Origin of the sequence: uncultured Nitratireductor sp. (assembly GCF_913053745.1) — a bacterium.
Taxonomy (GTDB): domain Bacteria; phylum Pseudomonadota; class Alphaproteobacteria; order Rhizobiales; family Rhizobiaceae; genus Nitratireductor.
In genome coordinates this window covers 89,513-106,380 of sequence record NZ_CAJXGF010000001.1, presented here as the reverse complement: position 1 = coordinate 106,380, position 16,868 = coordinate 89,513, and the positions used below count along the sequence as shown (strand labels likewise).

The following is a 16,868-nucleotide window of genomic DNA, read 5'->3' as shown; positions in this document are numbered from 1 at the left end:
TCACCGCTACGCAGGGTCGAACAGTTCAATGGCTATCTCAGGCGCTGCGTGAAGAACCTCGGCAACGAGCCTTGTGACTAAACACCCAGATCGATCAGAGGTTCAGTTTCGACCGCGTGCTGAGGCCTCACGAAAAAGAAACCGCTCGGGAAGCATGCCGAACACATCGCTTCTCGCCGGCAAACTTCGTGATGAGACCGGCGATCGCTTGACGGCGAGCCATGCCGAGAAGAAGGGAAGACGATATCGCTACTATGTCTCGAGCCGGCTGATCTCGGGCAAGGGGCAAACTGCCGAAAGCGTGTCCAATGGCTGGCGGCTGCCGGCCAAGGCACTGGAAGACCAACTCGGCAAGGTCGTTCTTGCGCATCTGCGGAAACATGTTGTGGCCGATCTGTTGCAGCAGCCGTCCACAGACGAGATCGCCCGGATTCTGAGGATACTCGACTGCGATGATGCAACAGGAACTTCCCGCCAGGAGTTGGCGCTGATCCTAGATGGCATCGAGCAGGCGAGGGTAACTCCAGGGGAGATAAAGATCGTGTTGCAGGCAGATGCTGTGGCTGCGATTTTGAATGTTCCGGCCGACAGGCTCAATGCTGAAAGGCTGTGTTTTGCCACCGCCTTCCAGTTCCGCAAGCGCGGTGTCGAGATGAAGCTGGTGGTTGCACATACCGAGCAAAAAGCTGTCGATCAGGTTCTGATCCGCAACATTGCACGCGCGCATCGGTATCATGATGCGGTCAAGGAAGGCTTCACGATCGATGAGATCGCGGCGAGAGAAAACCTCTCCAGAACACGCATCGTGCAATTGATCGATCTCGCTTTCCTCGCACCCGCTGTCCTGCAGTCCATCATTTGGGGTGAACAACCGGTCGGGCTGACATCGGAATGGCTGCAGCGCAACGACCTGCCCATCGACTGGCGGGCGCAACGTCGCCTCATCGCTGCACTCTGAAAAACGCCATCATCAATACGGCGGTGCGTGAATAAGCTTCTGGTGTCTCCGATGCACCGGCTCGACCGATGGTTCCTTGATGCACCCGCTAGCAAACTCTCAGCGTCCAATGAGTCTGGTGAGACTGCGGGCCATTCCAGCCTTGATCTGGACCGGGAACACCGTCTCCGTCTGCCCGACGGCCACGCAAGCCGCTGAAATGTCGCGCAAAATTGCGCGAGAAAGCGGTGCCTATCAATGTTTGGAAAGGAATGGCTGGGGAACCTGGATTCGAACCAGGACTAACGGAGTCAGAGTCCGTGGGTCTACCGTTAACCTATTCCCCAGCAGGCGGCGCAGGCCGCGTTCGCCACGCTATTTAGCGATATGAGTCTTATAGTCAAGGCCGGACGCGGATTCAATTCGGGCAACGGCAATTTTATCGATGGCACACGATCGTCGTGTTTCCGGCAATACCGCTCTTGGTGAAACCGACATGGGCTGTTACTCTGGAGCCAACTAAACGAGATGAGCCGCCTGCTGCGCCCAAAAAAGGCTTGCGCGGCGGCGAAGGAACAGCGGTGGAAAACCACGACCACGGCGAGGTTTCGCCGGTAGAGAAGGTCGTCCGGGATGCCGCGTCGGATGGGGGAACTACCCTCGGCTTCGACGATCGGTCGGCCGGACCCTCTGCCCGCACGGGTGAAGCATCCGCTTCTTCCGCGGGAGCTTCTTTGCGGCCGGAAGCGGGGGCATTCCCGGATGATCCCGCGCCACGGGAAGAATCATCATCTCAGGACGGACCTGCGCGCAAACGAAAGCGCAGAAAACGGCGCAAGCGCCGGGCTTTCGTGCGCGGAGCGGTGGACGAGGCCGCAGGCGCGCAGGAGGCGGTGGCGCAACAGGACGCGACGAAACCGCAACGGCCGCAGCAGGCGCGTCGTCGCGAAGCGCCGCAGGAGAGCCAGCGGGCATCCTATGCCGCGCTCGATCTGGGCACCAACAATTGTCGGCTTCTGGTGGCGGTGCCCACGCGTCCGGGGCATTTTCGCGTGGTCGACGCGTTTTCTCGGATCGTTCGCCTGGGCGAGGGGCTTTCGCTTGAAGGTCGGCTGAGCGACGCGGCGATGGATCGGGCCGTTGCCGCGCTCGGGGTCTGTGCCGACAAGCTGGGGCACCGAAAGCCTAAGCGCATGCGGCTGATCGCGACGGAAGCCTGTCGCTCAGCCCAGAACGGCGCGGCCTTCATCGAGCGCGTGAAACGCGAAACCGGATTGACGCTGGAGATCATCGACAGGCAGACGGAGGCACGGCTCGCGGTTGCCGGCTGCAGCACGCTGGTGGAGCGCGGTACCGAGGGCGTCGTTCTGTTCGATATAGGTGGCGGGTCGTCGGAGATCGCGCTGGTGGACATCTCCCGTCATCGCACGCCGCGGCTGGCGGATCATATCGTTGCCTGGACCTCTTTGCCGGTGGGGGTGGTGTCCCTTGCCGAGCGCTTCGGTGGCCATCATGTAACCCGTGAAAGTTTTTCGGCCATGGTGGACGCGGTGAGCGAGATGCTCGACCGATTCGATGATGGCGGCCGGCTTTCTAAAATCGCCGCCAATGGGCGCTTTCACCTCATCGGCACGTCGGGAACGGTGACGACGCTTGCCGGCGTTCATCTCGGTCTGGCGCGCTACGACCGCCGACAGGTCGACGGACTTTGGATGGAGCGGGACAATGTGGACCGCATGATCGATACATTGCTTTCCTGGGATTTCGAGCAGCGCAAAGCCAACCCCTGTATCGGCGCGGACAGGGCCGATTTGGTATTGGGCGGCTGCGCGATTCTGGAAGCCATACGCCGCCGTTGGCCTTCGCAGCGGTTGCGCGTGGCAGACCGCGGCCTGCGCGAAGGCATGTTGAACGAAATGATGGCCGCCGACGGCGCCTGGCGTCGCCGGCGGCGGACGGGACGGGGTGTATGAGCAAGAAACCGGCAACGAGCAAGGGCGGCGCGCGCGCGCTGAAGACACGCGTCAAGAAGAAGAGCAAGCTGAAAAATTCGTCGCGCCGCTGGCTCGAACGGCACCTCAACGATCCGTATGTGCACAAGGCGCAGGCCGAGGGCATGCGTTCGCGCGCCGCCTACAAGCTGGCCGAGATCGACGATCGTCACAAGCTTCTGTCTCCCGGCGCGCGGGTGATCGATCTGGGTGCGGCTCCCGGCGGCTGGTGCCAGGTGGCGGCGGAACGGGTGAAATCGACGCCCGAGAACCCCCTGGTCGTCGGCATCGATTATCTTGGGATGGACCCGGTGCCGGGTGCAGTGGTGCTGGAAATGGACTTTCTCGACGACGATGCGCCCGAGCGCCTTCTCGAGACGCTCGGCGAGGCACCGGACCTGGTGATTTCGGACATGGCCGCGCCAACCACCGGGCATCGCCGGACCGATCATTTGCGCACCATGCATCTGTGCGAGACGGCAGCGGATTTCGCCCTTTCGGTGCTCAAGCCCGGCGGGCATTTTCTGGCGAAAACCTTTCAGGGGGGGGCAGAAGCCGGTCTGCTCGATCTGCTGAAGCGAAATTTCAAGACGATCCATCACGTGAAGCCGCAGGCCTCGCGCGCTGAATCGGTCGAGCTCTATCTGCTCGCCAAGGGTTTCAAGGGCCGCACGGAAAACGTTTCCCAGGACGACGGGTAAGAGCCTTGAAACGGTCGCCTTACTCGCCCGCCGGGGCGGGTTCTGCAAGTGTGCCCGCCTTGCGCTGCCTGTGACCGGAGACCCGGCTTCCGGCTTCCGGCGGCAGGGTGAGGAAGGGGACGGCTGCCAGCGCCGAGAGGCCCGCGACGATGAGGAAGGCATTGACAAAGGCGTCGATGCCAAGCTCGTTGCCGGTGATGAACGCGGTGGCTTCGAGGATGCCTCCGCCGACGGCGACGCCGAGCGCGATGCTGACCTGTTGCGTTGCGGCCGACATGGTGGACGCCTGACTTGCCTCACGGTCGCTGAGCTCCGCGAACACGAGGGCATTGGCCGAGGTGAAGAACAACGAGCGCAGCAGGCCCGAGGCGACAAGCACGGCAATGATCACCCCATGCGGCGTGAACGGCGTGAAGAAGGCGTTGACGGCAATGCTTGCCGCGCCAAGCAGGGATGCGGCAACCAGGACGACACGAAAACCGCCGAGCCGCAATGCGGTGCTGGCGATGAATTTCATGGCGATGGCGCCGAAGGCCGAAGCGAAGGTCAAAAGACCCGACTGGAACGGCGTCAGGCCGAACACGACCTGAAACATGAGTGGCAGCAGGAACGGGACGGCGCCGACGCCTATGCGAAACAGCGAGCCGCCGATGATCGCCGAGCGGAAGGCACGGTTGGCAAAAAGGTTGAGGTTGAGGATGGGCCGTGGCGCGCGGCGGGAATGACGTACATAGAGCCCCGTTGCGACGAGGCCGACAAACACCGTGCAGATGCCGACGACAGGCGGCAATGCAGGCAGGCTGATGACCGACAGGCCGAACACCAGGCCGGATGCGGCGACGCTGCACAGCAGGAAGCCCGACAGGTCCAGCCGGCCGGTTTCCTCTTTGGCAAAATCGGGCATTACGCGGCCTGAAATGACAATGCCCAACAGGCCGATGGGCACGTTGATGAGAAAAATCCAGTGCCAGGAAAAATAGGTGGTGATGAAGCCGCCAAGCGGTGGACCGGCGATGGGTCCGATCAGGGCCGGGGCGGCAAGCCAGGCCATTGCCGTGACAAGCTGTTCGCGCGGCACGGCGCGCACGAGAACCAGTCGGCCGACGGGCGTCATCATCGCGCCGCCCATGCCTTGCAGGAAACGGGAAAGCACGAACGCGCCGAGCGAATTGGAGAAGGCGCAGGCGATGGAGCCGATCACGAAGACGCCGATGGCGATGCGAAACACGCGTTTGGCGCCGTAGCGATCCGCCATAAAGCCACTGACGGGGATGAAAATGGCCAGGGAGACGAGATAGCTCGTCAGCGCCAGTTTCAGGGTAACGGGGCTTGTGCCGATGTCGGCGGCGATGGCCGGCAGGGAGGTGGCGATGACGGTCGAGTCCATCTGCTCCATGAAGAGCGCGACGGCGAGTATGAGCGGCAATGTGCGGTTCAAGGCTTCTTGTTCCTGTGCCGGTCTGCCGTGCTGGAGGTGCGGGGAGGGAGGAGTGGACAGGCCGGATCAGCATGCGGGCTTTAGCACGGGCAGGCGGGTTTGTCCTGTGGCAGAGGCGGGCTGGTGTTGGTGCTGTCATGTCGTGTGGACGAAACAATCGTCGCGCATGGAATGCACCACCTTTTCAAGCTGGCGCTGACGTGGTACCAGCCAGCGCCAATCCTGAAAGGGAATCAAACAAGCGGGGCCGTGCCATTTCGTGGTGGGGTCGCGCGTCCTCTCATTCCAAAGGGTCGGCCATGGCAAAAATCATCGAGACAGCAACCGGCGCCGAGGCGCTTACTTTCGACGACGTCCTCCTGCAGCCCGGCCATTCCGAAGTGATGCCCGGCCAGACGGATGTGCGCACGCGCATTGCCGGCGACATCGATCTCAACATCCCGATCCTCTCGGCGGCAATGGATACGGTGACGGAAGCGCGGCTTGCCATTGCCATGGCACAGGCCGGCGGCATCGGCGTCATCCATCGCAACCTGTCGCCGGCCGAGCAGGCCGAGGAAGTGCGCCAGGTGAAAAAGTTCGAATCCGGCATGGTGGTGAACCCGATCACGATCGGTCCGGACGCGACGCTGGCCGAGGCGCAGGCGCTGATGCGGGCGCACGGCATTTCAGGCATTCCGGTGGTGGAGAATGGCGGCGCCGGCGGTCACACGACCGGACGTCTTGCCGGCATCCTCACCAATCGCGATGTGCGTTTCGCTTCCGACCCCGACCAGCATGTGCGCGAACTGATGACACATCAGGGTCTGGTTACGGTGAAGGACGGTGTGGCACAGGATGAAGCCAAGCGACTTCTTCATCAACACCGTATCGAGAAGCTTCTGGTTGTCGACGACGCGGGCAATTGCGTCGGCCTGATCACGGTCAAGGACATTGAGAAGTCGCAACTCAACCCCCACGCTTCCAAGGATGCGCAGGGGCGTCTTCGCGCCGCTGCGGCGACCAGTGTCGGCGACGACGGTTTCGAACGTGCCGAACGTCTCATCGATGCCGGCGTCGATCTTCTGGTGATCGATACAGCGCACGGGCATTCGCAGCGTGTGCTCGACGCGGTGGCGCGCGCCAAGAAACTTTCCAGCACCGTGCGCATCGTGGCCGGCAATGTGGCGACCGCGGACGGCACCAAGGCGCTGATCGATGCGGGCGCGGATGGCGTCAAGATCGGCATCGGACCGGGCTCCATCTGCACCACCCGCATCGTTGCCGGCGTGGGTGTGCCGCAGCTTTCGGCGATCATGTCGGCGGTGGAGGTCGCGGACAAGGCGGGTGTCTCTCTGATCGCCGACGGCGGCATCAAGTTTTCCGGCGATCTCGCCAAGGCGCTGGCCGCAGGCGCATCCGCCGCGATGGTTGGCTCGCTGCTCGCCGGCACGGACGAAAGTCCGGGCGAGGTGTATCTGCACCAGGGACGCTCCTTTAAAGCCTATCGCGGCATGGGATCGGTCGGTGCGATGGCGCGCGGATCGGCGGACCGTTATTTCCAGGCTGAAGTGCGCGACACGCTGAAGCTCGTGCCCGAGGGCATCGAAGGGCAGGTGCCTTACAAGGGACCGGCGGGCGGTGTGCTGCACCAGCTTGCCGGCGGCCTCAAGGCAGCCATGGGCTATGTGGGCGCGGCCAACCTTGGAGAGTTCCGCGACAAGGCCACCTTTGTGCGCATTTCCGGCGCCGGTCTTCGCGAGAGCCACGCTCACGATGTGTCGATCACCCGTGAGAGCCCCAACTATCCGGGCGGCGCCTGAGAGAAAGCGCGCATCGCTGTGTTCCGAAGAAGGGCCGTCAGGCCCTTTTTCTTTGCCTCAGGTTCGTTCCAGAAGAGCGGTCCTGGCGACAAGGCCGGCGAGGGAAGCGCCGGCGAGGGGTGCGACGATAAAGAGCCAGAGCTGGTTCATTTCGCGCGCGCCTGAAAAAAGAGCGGGGCCGATCGAGCGGGCAGGATTGACCGATGTGCCGGTGACCGGAATCAGACACAGGTGTATCGCCGTAAGCGTTAGCCCGATGACCACACCGGCCAACGGCGTGCGGTGCTTCTTCGCCGTCACGCCAAGGATCACAATCACGAAGATGAAAGTGCCGAGAGCCTCGAAGGCAAATGCGGTGGGCATGGGGTAGAGGCCCGCAGCATCCCAACCATTTGCGGCGCGGGAGACCGGCGCGACGGCACTCGCACCGCGCGCGAGGCTCCAGAGCGCCGCGGCCGCGATAACGGCGCCAGTTATTTGAGCGACCATATAGGGCACAACGTCTTTTGCCGGCATTCGCCCGGACAAGAAAACGCCGGCCGTGACGGCCGGGTTGAGATGCGCGCCGGAAACGGGACCGATGGCATAGGCCATGGCAACCATCGCGACGCCGAACGATATCGCGATTCCGAGACCGCCAAGCGGCAGGAGATTGCCGTATCCTCCGGCAATCACGCTCGCACAACCCAAAAACACCAGGCAGAACGTGCCGAAACATTCAGCGACGTAGGCTTTCATGATTTCATCCTTGCGATAGGGGCACCCTTGCAAAGCGTCCGTTTTTCATCGCTGATGGGGAAATCAGGATTCAGAGACTATGAGGGAGGCGCCGGCCATGTCCCAAAACGTTATTTTCTGGCCGATGATCGCGCATGTGGCACTCGTTTACGGGGTATATGTCTTGATCGCCATGCGGCGGAAGAGGGCTGTTGCGAGCGGTAGCGCGAGAGTTTCCCAGTTCAGGGAGAACCAGGACGAGCCGGCCGAAAGCCTGTTTGTGCGCAACAATCTCGCCAACCAGTTCGAATTGCCGGTGCTCTTCCACGCCGCTTGCCTTGCGCTGTTTGCGACGGGCGGCGTGGGACAGGCGGCAGTGTGGCTTGCCTGGATCTTCGCCCTGTCGCGTTATGCCCATACCTATGTGCATGTCACCTCGAACCGCATCCGCTATCGCCAGCCGATTTTCACACTGGGTTTTCTGGCTCTGGGCGTTATGTGGGTGCTGCTTGCCATCAATCTCCTGATCGGCGGCTAAATCTCCACCAAGGGGTCAGGCGCGAGCGAGCAGGTTTTCATGCGCTTGCAAGATCGTTTCGCGCAGGGCCGCAAAATCGGCATTGCGCGGGTTGGACTTGCGGCCGGCGAGGCATATGTTGCGGGAAGGGCTGGGGTCGAGAAACGGCAGCACGCTGACGGACGGCAGTCGCTTTGCCGAGGCGCGCGCCATTTGCGGTATGAGGGTGACGCCCATCCCATGCGACACCATATGCAAAAGCGTCGTCAGGCTCGTTGCGCCGAAGGTCTCCATCGTCACCGGTTTGACCCGGCCACAGATTTCGAGCGCCTGGCCGCGCATGCAATGACCGTCTTCCAGGAGCATCAGCCGCTCCAGCGCCATGCTCTCCTGCGCCACGGGCGGAGCGAGGCGTTCGGCATCCCCGCTTGGAACCGCCAGGAAGAATGGATCCGCGAACAGGGTTTCCTGGGCAAGCCGGCTGTCGTCCATCGGTTCGGCAACGATCATCGCGTCGAGGCGCCCGGTTGCGGTGTCTTCAGCCAGCGCATCGGTCACGGCCTCACGCACCTCCAGCCGCAATTGCGGGAAGCGCTGTTTCAAAAGCGGCAAAAGTTCGGGCAGAAGATAGGGGGCGATGGTGGGAATCACCCCGAGGCGGAAGCGGCCTTCAAGCGCCTTGCGTTCTCGCTGCGCCTCGCCTTCAAGCGCGCGAACCTCCGCAAGGATACGCACGACACGGGGCAAAAGTGTCTGAGCCTCCGCGGTGAGGCGAACGGCTCCGCTGCCGCGCTCGAACAGTTTGAAGCCAAGCTGCGCTTCCATTTCGGAAATCTGGGACGACAATGCCGGCTGGGTGACGCCACAACTCAAGGCCGCACGTCCGAAATGAAGCGTTTCGGCGAGCCGCTCGAAATACTGCATCTGTCTGATGGTCAGTCGTATCATAAGCCAAAGTTATCGCATCGAATATGAAAGACAATTGGAATTTATCGAGTGGCGTGACTACCTTAGAATTGTTCCAAGCCACGCCGCGGTTCAGACCGGCAACCGGGCAAGCCCCGGAGAGCAAGCAAGGGAGTATCTTTCATGGCAGACAAACGCACGATGACCACGTCCGCTGGCGCCCCCGTCAGCGACAACCAGAATTCCGTGACTGCGGGTGAGAAGGGACCGGTTCTTCTTCAGGACTATCAGCTCATCGAGAAGCTTGCGCACCAGAACCGCGAACGCATTCCCGAGCGTGTGGTTCACGCAAAAGGGTGGGGCGCGCACGGCGTGCTCAAGATTACCGGCGATATTTCGAAATATACCATCGCCAAGGCGTTGCAGCCGGGCGCGGAGACGCCGATGCTCGCGCGCTTCTCCACCGTTGCCGGAGAGCAAGGCGCGGCCGACGCCGAGCGCGACGTGCGCGGTTTCGCACTGAAATTCTACACCGAGGACGGCAACTGGGATCTGGTGGGCAACAACACACCGGTTTTCTTCGTCCGGGATCCGCTCAAGTTTCCGGATTTCATCCACACACAGAAGCGCCATCCGCGCACCAATATGCGTTCGCCGACGGCCATGTGGGATTTCTGGTCGCTGTCGCCCGAAAGCCTGCATCAGGTCACCATTCTCATGTCCGATCGCGGCCTGCCGGTCGCGCCGATGTATATGAACGGCTACGGCTCACACACCTATTCGCTCTGGAACGACAAGGGCGAGCGCTTCTGGGTCAAATTTCACTTCAAGACCGTGCAGGGCCACAAACATCACACCAATGCAGAAGCCGAGGAGGTGGTGGGCAAGACCCGCGAGAGCTACCAGGAAGAGCTCTACGGCACGATAGAGCGCGGCGAGTTCCCGAAGTGGAAGGTGCAGGTGCAGATCATGCCTGAGGCGGATGCGGAGAAAACCTCCTACAATCCGTTCGATCTGACGAAGGTGTGGCCGCATGCGGAGTATCCGCCGATCGATATCGGCGTGATGGAGTTGAACCGCAATCCGGACAACTATTTCACCGAGATCGAGAACGCGGCCTTCTCACCCTCCAACATCGTTCCCGGTATAGGTCATTCGCCGGACAAGATGTTGCAGGCGCGCGTCTTCTCCTATGCGGATGCGCACCGTTACCGGTTGGGCACGCATTACGAGACCATTCCGGTCAATCAGCCGAAATGTCCTGTTCATCACTATCACCGCGATGGCGAGATGAACACGTTCGGTGGCATCAAGACGGGCAACCCCGACGCCTATTATGAGCCGAACTCGTTCGATGGTCCCGTGGAGGACACTGCCGCGAAGGAGCCGCCGCTCAAGATTTCCGGCGATGCGGACCGTTACAACCATCGTATCGGCAACGACGATTACGCTCAGCCGCGCGCACTGTTCAACCTCTTCGACGAAGGCCAGAAGAACCGGCTCTTCTCCAACATCGCTGCAGCCATGGGCGGCGTTCCAGGTGAAATCATCGAGCGGCAACTGGCGCATTTCGACAAGGTGCACGCCGACTACGGGAACGGTGTGCGAAAGGCGCTGAAGGAAGCTCACGGCTACGAGGCCAATGCAGTGCCGGTGACCGGCAAGACGCCGCAGCACGCGGCCGAATAGGCTGTTCCGAAAGGCTTTGATAAGTGGCGGGCGTGGAGCGATCCACGCCCGTTTCGCTTGTGCAAACGCCCGGTTCCGGCTAGCTGTGCGCCATTCGGGTAACCGGCGAAGGATTCACATGCGACTTGGCGGACGGCTGGCAGCGGCAATCGAGATTCTGGAAGACATCGACCGGCGCTATCGGCCGGCGGCGGACGCGCTCAGAGATTGGGGTCTATCCCATCGCTTCGCCGGATCCAAGGATCGCGCGGCAATCGGCAACATCGTCTACGATGCGCTGCGCCGCAGGCGCTCGGCAACCTGGATTTTTCAGGAGGAAAGCCCGCGCGCACTCGCTTTCGGCGCGCTGATGATCGAAGGCGGATACACATCGCAGGTCCTGAACGAGGCCTTGGCGGAGGACAATTTCGCTCCACCCCCGCTTTCCGACGATGAAGCCGCCTGTCTTCAGGCACATCCGCTGGATGCGGCGCCCGATGGAGTGCGGGCCGAGTGCCCGCCATGGTGCGAACCGCTTTTGAAGCGCGCCTGGGGCGACGGCTGGGTGGGCGAGGCTGCGGCCCTTGCCAACCGACCGCCGCTCGACATGCGCACCAACACGCTCAAGGCGACGCGCGACAAGGTGGCGCGCGCGCTGGCGCGTGCCGGCGCGCGCCCCTGCGAACTGGCCCCGCAGGGGTTGAGGATCGCCGCCATCGAGGGGCAGGGGCGACACCCCAACGTCCAGGCCGAACCCGCCTTCCAGAAAGGCTGGTTCGAAGTGCAGGACGAAGGCTCGCAGATCGTCGCCACACTTGCGGAAGCAGTCCCGGGAATGCAGGTGCTCGATTTTTGCGCGGGAGCTGGCGGCAAATCGCTCGCAATGTCGGCGATGATGGAGAACACCGGTCAGATTCGTGCCTTCGACGCGGACAAGCAACGACTCGCTCCTATCTTCGACCGCTTGAAGCGGGCCGGCTGCCGCAATGTTCAGGCGGTGGCAGACGAAAATGCGCTCGCCCCGGATGAGGCCCGGTTCGATCTGGTCGTCGTCGATGCGCCCTGCACCGGAGCCGGCACATGGCGGCGCAGACCCGACGCCAAATGGCGGCTCGGCGAGAAACAGCTTGAACAGCGTCAGGCCGAGCAGTCCGACATTCTCGCCAAGGCGGCACGCTTCGTGCGCCCGGGCGGGCGGCTTGCCTATATCACCTGTTCCGTCTTTGCCGAGGAAAACGACGATCAGGTGAGGGCCTTCATCGAAGCCAATCCGGAATTCCGCCCGGTGGACCATGATGCGCTGTGGGAGCGCCACTTCCCCGGCCGGGGAGCGAGAGCAAGGATCGACAAGACGACCGGCATTGCTCTTTCGCCCAGCCGCACGGCAACGGACGGCTTCCATTTTGCCGCGCTAGAACGGTGCTGATGGGCGGGAGCTACGGCCAAGGAGGTTTATCCGGCAATGATTGAGGCCAATCCAGTGGATGTCGAGGCGCGGGTGCGTGCCAGCTTCGCCCGCCAGAAAATGATGCGGACCATCGGCGCCGAGCTGACGCTCGTAACCCCGGGTATCGTCGAGATCGAGATGCCTTATGCGGAAGCGCTGACCCAGCAGCACGGTTTTCTCCATGCCGGTGTGATTTCCACTGCGCTCGATTCGGCTTGCGGTTATGCCGCCTTTTCGCTCATGCCCGAGGATGCGGCAGTGCTGACCATCGAATTCAAGGTCAATCTGCTTGCGCCGGGGCGTGGGGAGCGCTTTCTGTTTCGCGGTACCGTTACCAAGCCCGGCCGCACCATCATTGTCGCCGACGGCCAGGCCTATGGATACTCGTCCGAGGGAGATGCAAAATTGATCGCCACCATGACCGGAACCATGATGACCATTGTCGGGCGCGAAGGATTGGAAGGATGACGCGGGCACCGGTGGAGCCGGCCGTCCTGGCCGGAAAGCGCGTCCTTTTCGTCATGGCGGCGGAGGCCGAGTACGGGCCGCAATTGCAAAAGCGTTTCACGCCGTTGATGACCGGCGTCGGCCCGGTTGAGGCCGGTGTCGTTCTTGGAGCGGAGCTGGCCCTTCTCGATGCCGAAGGGCATTTGCCCGATCTCCTCGTCTCGCTCGGTTCGGCGGGGAGCCGGACGCTCGAGCAGACGGGAATCTATCAGGCGACGGCGGTGTCCTACCGCGACATGGACGCCTCGCCGCTCGGCTTCGAAAAGGGGGTGACGCCGTTTCTCGACCTGCCGGCGATCATGCCCTTGCGGCATCGCATTCCCGGCATCCGCGAGGCGACGCTTTCAACCGGCGGCAACATCGTGTCGGGCGTTGCCTATGACGGCATCGACGCCGACATGGTGGACATGGAAACCTTTGCGGTTTTGCGCGCCTGCCAGCGCTTCGGTCTGGACCTCGTGGCGCTGCGCGGCATTTCGGACGGTGCGGCGGAGCTTCAGCGCGTGACGGACTGGACGGATTATCTGCATGTGATCGACAAGAAGCTCGCCGATACGGTGGATCGCCTGGAGCGGGCGATCGCGGATGGTCTGCTCGTCGGGTGATCCTCTATTGCGGCAGGTTTTTCGCATTGCCGAACAGAATGCCGCGCAGCTTGAGGCGCTGCTTTCCATTGCGCGAGATGTAAAACACGCCCTCGGCAGTGGCGTCCAGCATCCAATCGCCTTCCTGACCGCCGTCCCAATGCGTTGCGTAGCCATCGTCGAGAAGGCGCCATGAACCCGAACGGGTCTCGCCGGTGTCCAGCAGCATATGTCCCCTCCCGTCCCGTCCAAGATAGACGAAGGCATCTTCTCCGTTGCGCTCAAGAATATGCGTTGTTCCCGGAATCAAAAACTGCAGGTTCTCTTTGGTGAGGATGGTCATCACATGCTCCAGCGTTTCGGCGCCGATTTGCATCGATGCCATGGCGGTTATATAGTCAAGTATCTTGACGAATAAGGCGCGACGACAGAATGGTCAAGAGTCTTGACAAAAAAGATGAGGATTGGCCCGATCATGTGGGATGGCGCCTCTCGCAAGCCAATAGCGCCTGGCGGGCCGCCTTCGTCGAGGCGATGCGCGCGGCCGGGCATGGTTGGATGACCGATGCACGCGCCTCGCTTCTGGGGCATGTGGGACGCCGGGGCACGCCGCAATCGGTGTTGATCGAACGGATGGGGATCTCCAAGCAGGCGGTTCAGCAATTGATCGACGGGTTGGAGGGGGAGGGCGTTCTTCGCCGGATGTCGGATCCGCGCGACAAGCGTGCGCGAATCGTTGCCCACACACAGAAGGGGCGTTCGGCCCTCCAGGAAGCCAACCGCATCAAGCTCGAGCTCGAGGAACGCTATCGCAATCTGCTCGGGCCGGAAGGGCTGGCCGCACTCAAATCCGCACTCGCGGCGCTGGCGTCGTCGGCCAATGACGATATCCGGGGAGATCGGGAGGGATAGAGGTTGCGAAGCGGCAGGGGTTTCATTAAAGGCTCATCATGACGATATCCAATCCCGACACAGTTCTCATCGTTGATTTCGGCAGCCAGGTCACGCAGCTCATTGCGCGGCGGGTGCGCGAGGCCGGAGTCTATTGCGAAATCGCTCCGTTCCAGTCGGCCGACGAGGCGTTCGTACGCCTTGCGCCCAAGGCGGTCATCCTGTCCGGAAGCCCGGCCTCCACAGTCGATATCGGCAGCCCGCGCGCGCCGCAGGCGATCTTCGATTCCGGTTTGCCGGTGCTCGGAATCTGCTACGGTGAGCAGACCATGTGCGCCCAGCTCGGCGGCAAGGTGGAGGGGTCCGACCATCGCGAATTCGGCCGTGCCTTTCTCGAGATCGAAGACGATTGTCCGCTGTTCGATGATGTCTGGGCCAGGGGCACGCGCCACCAGGTGTGGATGAGCCATGGCGACCGGGTGACGGCGATACCGTCCGGTTTCCGCGTGGTGGGTACATCGACAGGGGCTCCCTTCGCGGCCATTGCCGACGACGAGCGCAAATATTACGGCGTGCAGTTCCATCCCGAGGTGGTGCACACGCCGGACGGTGCGAAACTGCTCTCCAACTTCGTGCACAAGATCGCGGGTCTTCGCGGTGACTGGACGATGGCCGCCTATCGTGAGCAGGCCATCGAGGCGATCCGCAAGCAGGTGGGCGATGGCAAGGTTATCTGCGCGCTTTCCGGCGGTGTCGATTCCTCCGTTGCCGCACTGCTTACGCATGAAGCCGTCGGCGATCAGCTCACCTGCATTCTGGTCGACCACGGGCTGATGCGAAAGAACGAGGCGTCCAAAGTGGTCGCTATGTTCCGCGAGCATTACAATCTGCCGCTCATTCTGGTGGATGCCTCCGATCGTTTCGTCGGCGCCTTGGAAGGTGAGAGCGACCCGGAAAAGAAGCGCAAGACCATCGGCCGCCTGTTCATCGAAGTGTTCGAGGAAGAGGCCATGAAACTCGGCGGCGCGGACTTCCTGGTGCAGGGCACGCTCTATCCAGACGTCATCGAAAGCGTCTCGTTCACCGGCGGCCCTTCGGTCACGATCAAGTCGCACCACAATGTGGGCGGTCTGCCCGAGCGCATGAATATGAGCCTGGTGGAACCGCTGCGCGAACTGTTCAAGGACGAGGTGCGCGTGCTGGGCAAGGAACTCGGCCTGCCCGAGAGCTTCATTGGCCGCCACCCTTTCCCGGGACCGGGCCTGGCCATTCGCTGTCCCGGTGGTGTAACCCGCGAGAAGCTGGAAATCTTGCGCTCGGCCGATGCGATCTATCTGGACGAAATCCGCAAGGCCGGTCTCTACGACGCGATCTGGCAGGCCTTCGCCGTGCTTCTGCCGGTGCAGACCGTGGGTGTTATGGGCGACGGACGCACCTATGAATTCGTCTGTGCGCTGCGCGCGGTGACATCGGTCGACGGGATGACGGCCGATTTCTACCATTACGATATGGAGTTCCTCGGCCGCGCGGCGACGCGCATCATCAACGAGGTGAAGGGCATTAATCGCGTGGTCTACGACGTAACCTCCAAACCGCCCGGCACCATCGAATGGGAATAGCGATTTTCCAAGAGAGGCTGGTGCGAGTAAGCCTGCGCCAGACTTAACTCATTGAATAAATGAATTTCCCAGACTGATCCCGTTTTGATCAGCCCGTGTCGGACTGGGCATGCAAATCGCTCCAACGATGTGTTTGGCGGTATGCCGATGGCTCGGATTGCGACGCTCCAGCGAATACCGTCGAGCCGTTCGGTTCTTGTGACGGTATTTTCCCTTTTGGTGGTGAAACGCTTACGGATGCAGCGCTCAAACAACCGACACCGAATAAGACATACAAGTTCGATGCATGCGCATTGTCTGTGAGCGGTATCGTTTCGTTGCGACCAAGCGTCTACGGCTCCAAGGGAAACCGTCGCCCTAGGGCGATATGGAGGGCCGGGATTCCTCCGACGATTGCGCGCGAGAAGTATTTCGGCACACGGCAATGAGTATCCGGAAGCGAGTTAACCCGCTCAAGAGAAGCAGCGAAAGCGACTGAAAGATCTCTAGAGCTCCGGAGCGCTCGATAAGAATTCGCTTCAGGACGCACGCATGGCTGATAGCACTCGGGCATTGCGAGATCGATTTTCAATCGTGATATTCTGGCTGCGTTCAAGAGCTGCTTTTTTGAGAGACTCGAAAGCAGAAGATGTCGGGCAGCGCTTTGGCAGGTCACGGTTCGCGAAGCACAGGCGACTGTCATCCATGTCCGCGGCATTATCAAACAGATTTCTGCGTTCGCGATTCTACACCGAGGACAGATCAAGAACTCCGCAGATGAGGCAGGGTCTTCCCCGATTGCCACGTTTGAACCAAGAGACGGAATTCTGTCCCGACCGAAATTCGCGTCGTGCTCGCGCTGCTTGATTGAACCGTCGCGCAGGGCAGTTCAGCGCCGTTTGTCGTTGGCGGAGCCGCTCGGGCGCTGCCGCCAGATCATGACGGGACGGAAAGTCATGGAAGCCCTTCGTGAGCAGCGTTGGGCGGACCTCAACGCACTTGTATGCCGGCAACGTGATATCGCCTCGCCAAGACCTGAAATTGTCAGTGAAACTCTTGCTCCGTGATTCACGAGGGCGCCGTGCGTTCGCCTGGACGCACAGGGACTTTCAACCTTTCCGTTTTCCGCGAGAGTCAGGTGATTCCACCTGGCTGTAAAACGCT

The 16,868-nt window shown here is 61.7% G+C and carries 15 protein-coding genes and 1 tRNA gene; 11 read left to right on the top strand and 5 right to left on the bottom strand.

From position 1 onward, the window contains the following. Positions 1 to 385: 385 nt before the first annotated feature. On the top strand, positions 386 to 958 hold the full coding sequence (locus tag QZ638_RS00525) for a hypothetical protein (protein WP_295805718.1): 573 nt from the start codon (positions 386 to 388) through the stop codon (positions 956 to 958). 252 nt (positions 959 to 1,210) lie between these two features. Here QZ638_RS00525 and QZ638_RS00520 read toward each other — a convergent pair. After that, positions 1,211 to 1,284, bottom strand: a tRNA-Gln gene (locus QZ638_RS00520). A gap of 234 nt (positions 1,285 to 1,518) precedes the next feature. Here QZ638_RS00520 and QZ638_RS00515 point away from each other — a divergent pair. Continuing rightward, entirely contained in the window at positions 1,519 to 2,910 is a 1,392-nt protein-coding gene (locus tag QZ638_RS00515) for a Ppx/GppA phosphatase family protein (RefSeq protein WP_295805717.1), read from the top strand. Next, complete coding sequence (locus tag QZ638_RS00510) at positions 2,907 to 3,629, top strand: RlmE family RNA methyltransferase (RefSeq protein ID WP_295805716.1); 723 nt, start codon at positions 2,907 to 2,909, stop codon at positions 3,627 to 3,629. Before QZ638_RS00515 ends, QZ638_RS00510 begins: the two co-directional genes overlap by 4 nt. A 19-nt stretch (positions 3,630 to 3,648) precedes the next feature. Here QZ638_RS00510 and QZ638_RS00505 read toward each other — a convergent pair whose 3' ends face one another. Continuing rightward, entirely contained in the window at positions 3,649 to 5,067 is a 1,419-nt protein-coding gene (locus tag QZ638_RS00505; RefSeq protein ID WP_295805715.1) for an MFS transporter, read from the bottom strand. Between the two features lie 299 nt (positions 5,068 to 5,366). Between QZ638_RS00505 and guaB the strand changes: the two genes are divergently transcribed. Then, a complete protein-coding gene (guaB, locus tag QZ638_RS00500) occupies positions 5,367 to 6,869 on the top strand; it encodes an IMP dehydrogenase (RefSeq protein WP_295805714.1) in 1,503 nt (500 codons plus the stop codon). Between the two features lie 57 nt (positions 6,870 to 6,926). Here the strand turns inward: guaB and QZ638_RS00495 are convergent, their stop codons facing one another. After that, on the bottom strand, positions 6,927 to 7,607 hold the full coding sequence (locus tag QZ638_RS00495; RefSeq protein ID WP_295805713.1) for an aquaporin: 681 nt from the start codon (positions 7,605 to 7,607) through the stop codon (positions 6,927 to 6,929). Between the two features lie 97 nt (positions 7,608 to 7,704). Between QZ638_RS00495 and QZ638_RS00490 the strand changes: the two genes are divergently transcribed. Beyond that, entirely contained in the window at positions 7,705 to 8,124 is a 420-nt protein-coding gene (locus tag QZ638_RS00490) for an MAPEG family protein (RefSeq protein WP_295805712.1), read from the top strand. 15 nt (positions 8,125 to 8,139) lie between these two features. Here QZ638_RS00490 and QZ638_RS00485 read toward each other — a convergent pair whose 3' ends face one another. Next, positions 8,140 to 9,051 carry a hydrogen peroxide-inducible genes activator gene (locus QZ638_RS00485; protein ID WP_295805711.1) on the bottom strand — a complete coding sequence of 304 codons (912 nt, stop codon included), beginning with the start codon at positions 9,049 to 9,051 and terminating at the stop codon, positions 8,140 to 8,142. A gap of 141 nt (positions 9,052 to 9,192) precedes the next feature. On the opposite strand from QZ638_RS00485, the gene katA reads away from it, so the two are divergent. The 4 genes from katA to QZ638_RS00465 all read left to right on the top strand — a co-directional run bounded on the left by katA (position 9,193) and on the right by QZ638_RS00465 (position 13,236). Then, positions 9,193 to 10,698, top strand: coding sequence for a catalase KatA (katA, locus tag QZ638_RS00480; RefSeq protein ID WP_295805709.1), 1,506 nt, complete (start codon positions 9,193 to 9,195; stop codon positions 10,696 to 10,698). A gap of 118 nt (positions 10,699 to 10,816) precedes the next feature. After that, positions 10,817 to 12,103 (top strand): RsmB/NOP family class I SAM-dependent RNA methyltransferase, encoded by a 1,287-nt coding sequence (locus tag QZ638_RS00475; RefSeq protein WP_295805708.1) that lies wholly within the window; start codon positions 10,817 to 10,819, stop codon positions 12,101 to 12,103. A 36-nt stretch (positions 12,104 to 12,139) separates the two neighbouring features. Further along, positions 12,140 to 12,592, top strand: coding sequence for a PaaI family thioesterase (locus QZ638_RS00470; protein WP_295805707.1), 453 nt, complete (start codon positions 12,140 to 12,142; stop codon positions 12,590 to 12,592). Beyond that, positions 12,589 to 13,236, top strand: a complete 648-nt coding sequence (locus QZ638_RS00465; RefSeq protein WP_295805706.1) for a 5'-methylthioadenosine/S-adenosylhomocysteine nucleosidase — start codon at positions 12,589 to 12,591, stop codon at positions 13,234 to 13,236. Before QZ638_RS00470 ends, QZ638_RS00465 begins: the two co-directional genes overlap by 4 nt. Positions 13,237 to 13,240: 4 nt before the next feature. On the opposite strand, the gene QZ638_RS00460 is transcribed toward QZ638_RS00465, so the two are convergent. After that, a complete protein-coding gene (locus QZ638_RS00460) occupies positions 13,241 to 13,558 on the bottom strand; it encodes a hypothetical protein (RefSeq protein WP_295805705.1) in 318 nt (105 codons plus the stop codon). Positions 13,559 to 13,647: 89 nt separating this feature from the next. Here QZ638_RS00460 and QZ638_RS00455 point away from each other — a divergent pair, with 89 nt between their 5' ends. Together QZ638_RS00455 and guaA are read left to right on the top strand one after the other, a co-directional pair. Next, positions 13,648 to 14,127 carry a MarR family transcriptional regulator gene (locus QZ638_RS00455; RefSeq protein ID WP_295805704.1) on the top strand — a complete coding sequence of 160 codons (480 nt, stop codon included), beginning with the start codon at positions 13,648 to 13,650 and terminating at the stop codon, positions 14,125 to 14,127. A gap of 35 nt (positions 14,128 to 14,162) precedes the next feature. Next, a complete protein-coding gene (gene guaA, locus QZ638_RS00450; protein WP_295805749.1) occupies positions 14,163 to 15,725 on the top strand; it encodes a glutamine-hydrolyzing GMP synthase in 1,563 nt (520 codons plus the stop codon). Positions 15,726 to 16,868 lie beyond the last annotated feature (1,143 nt).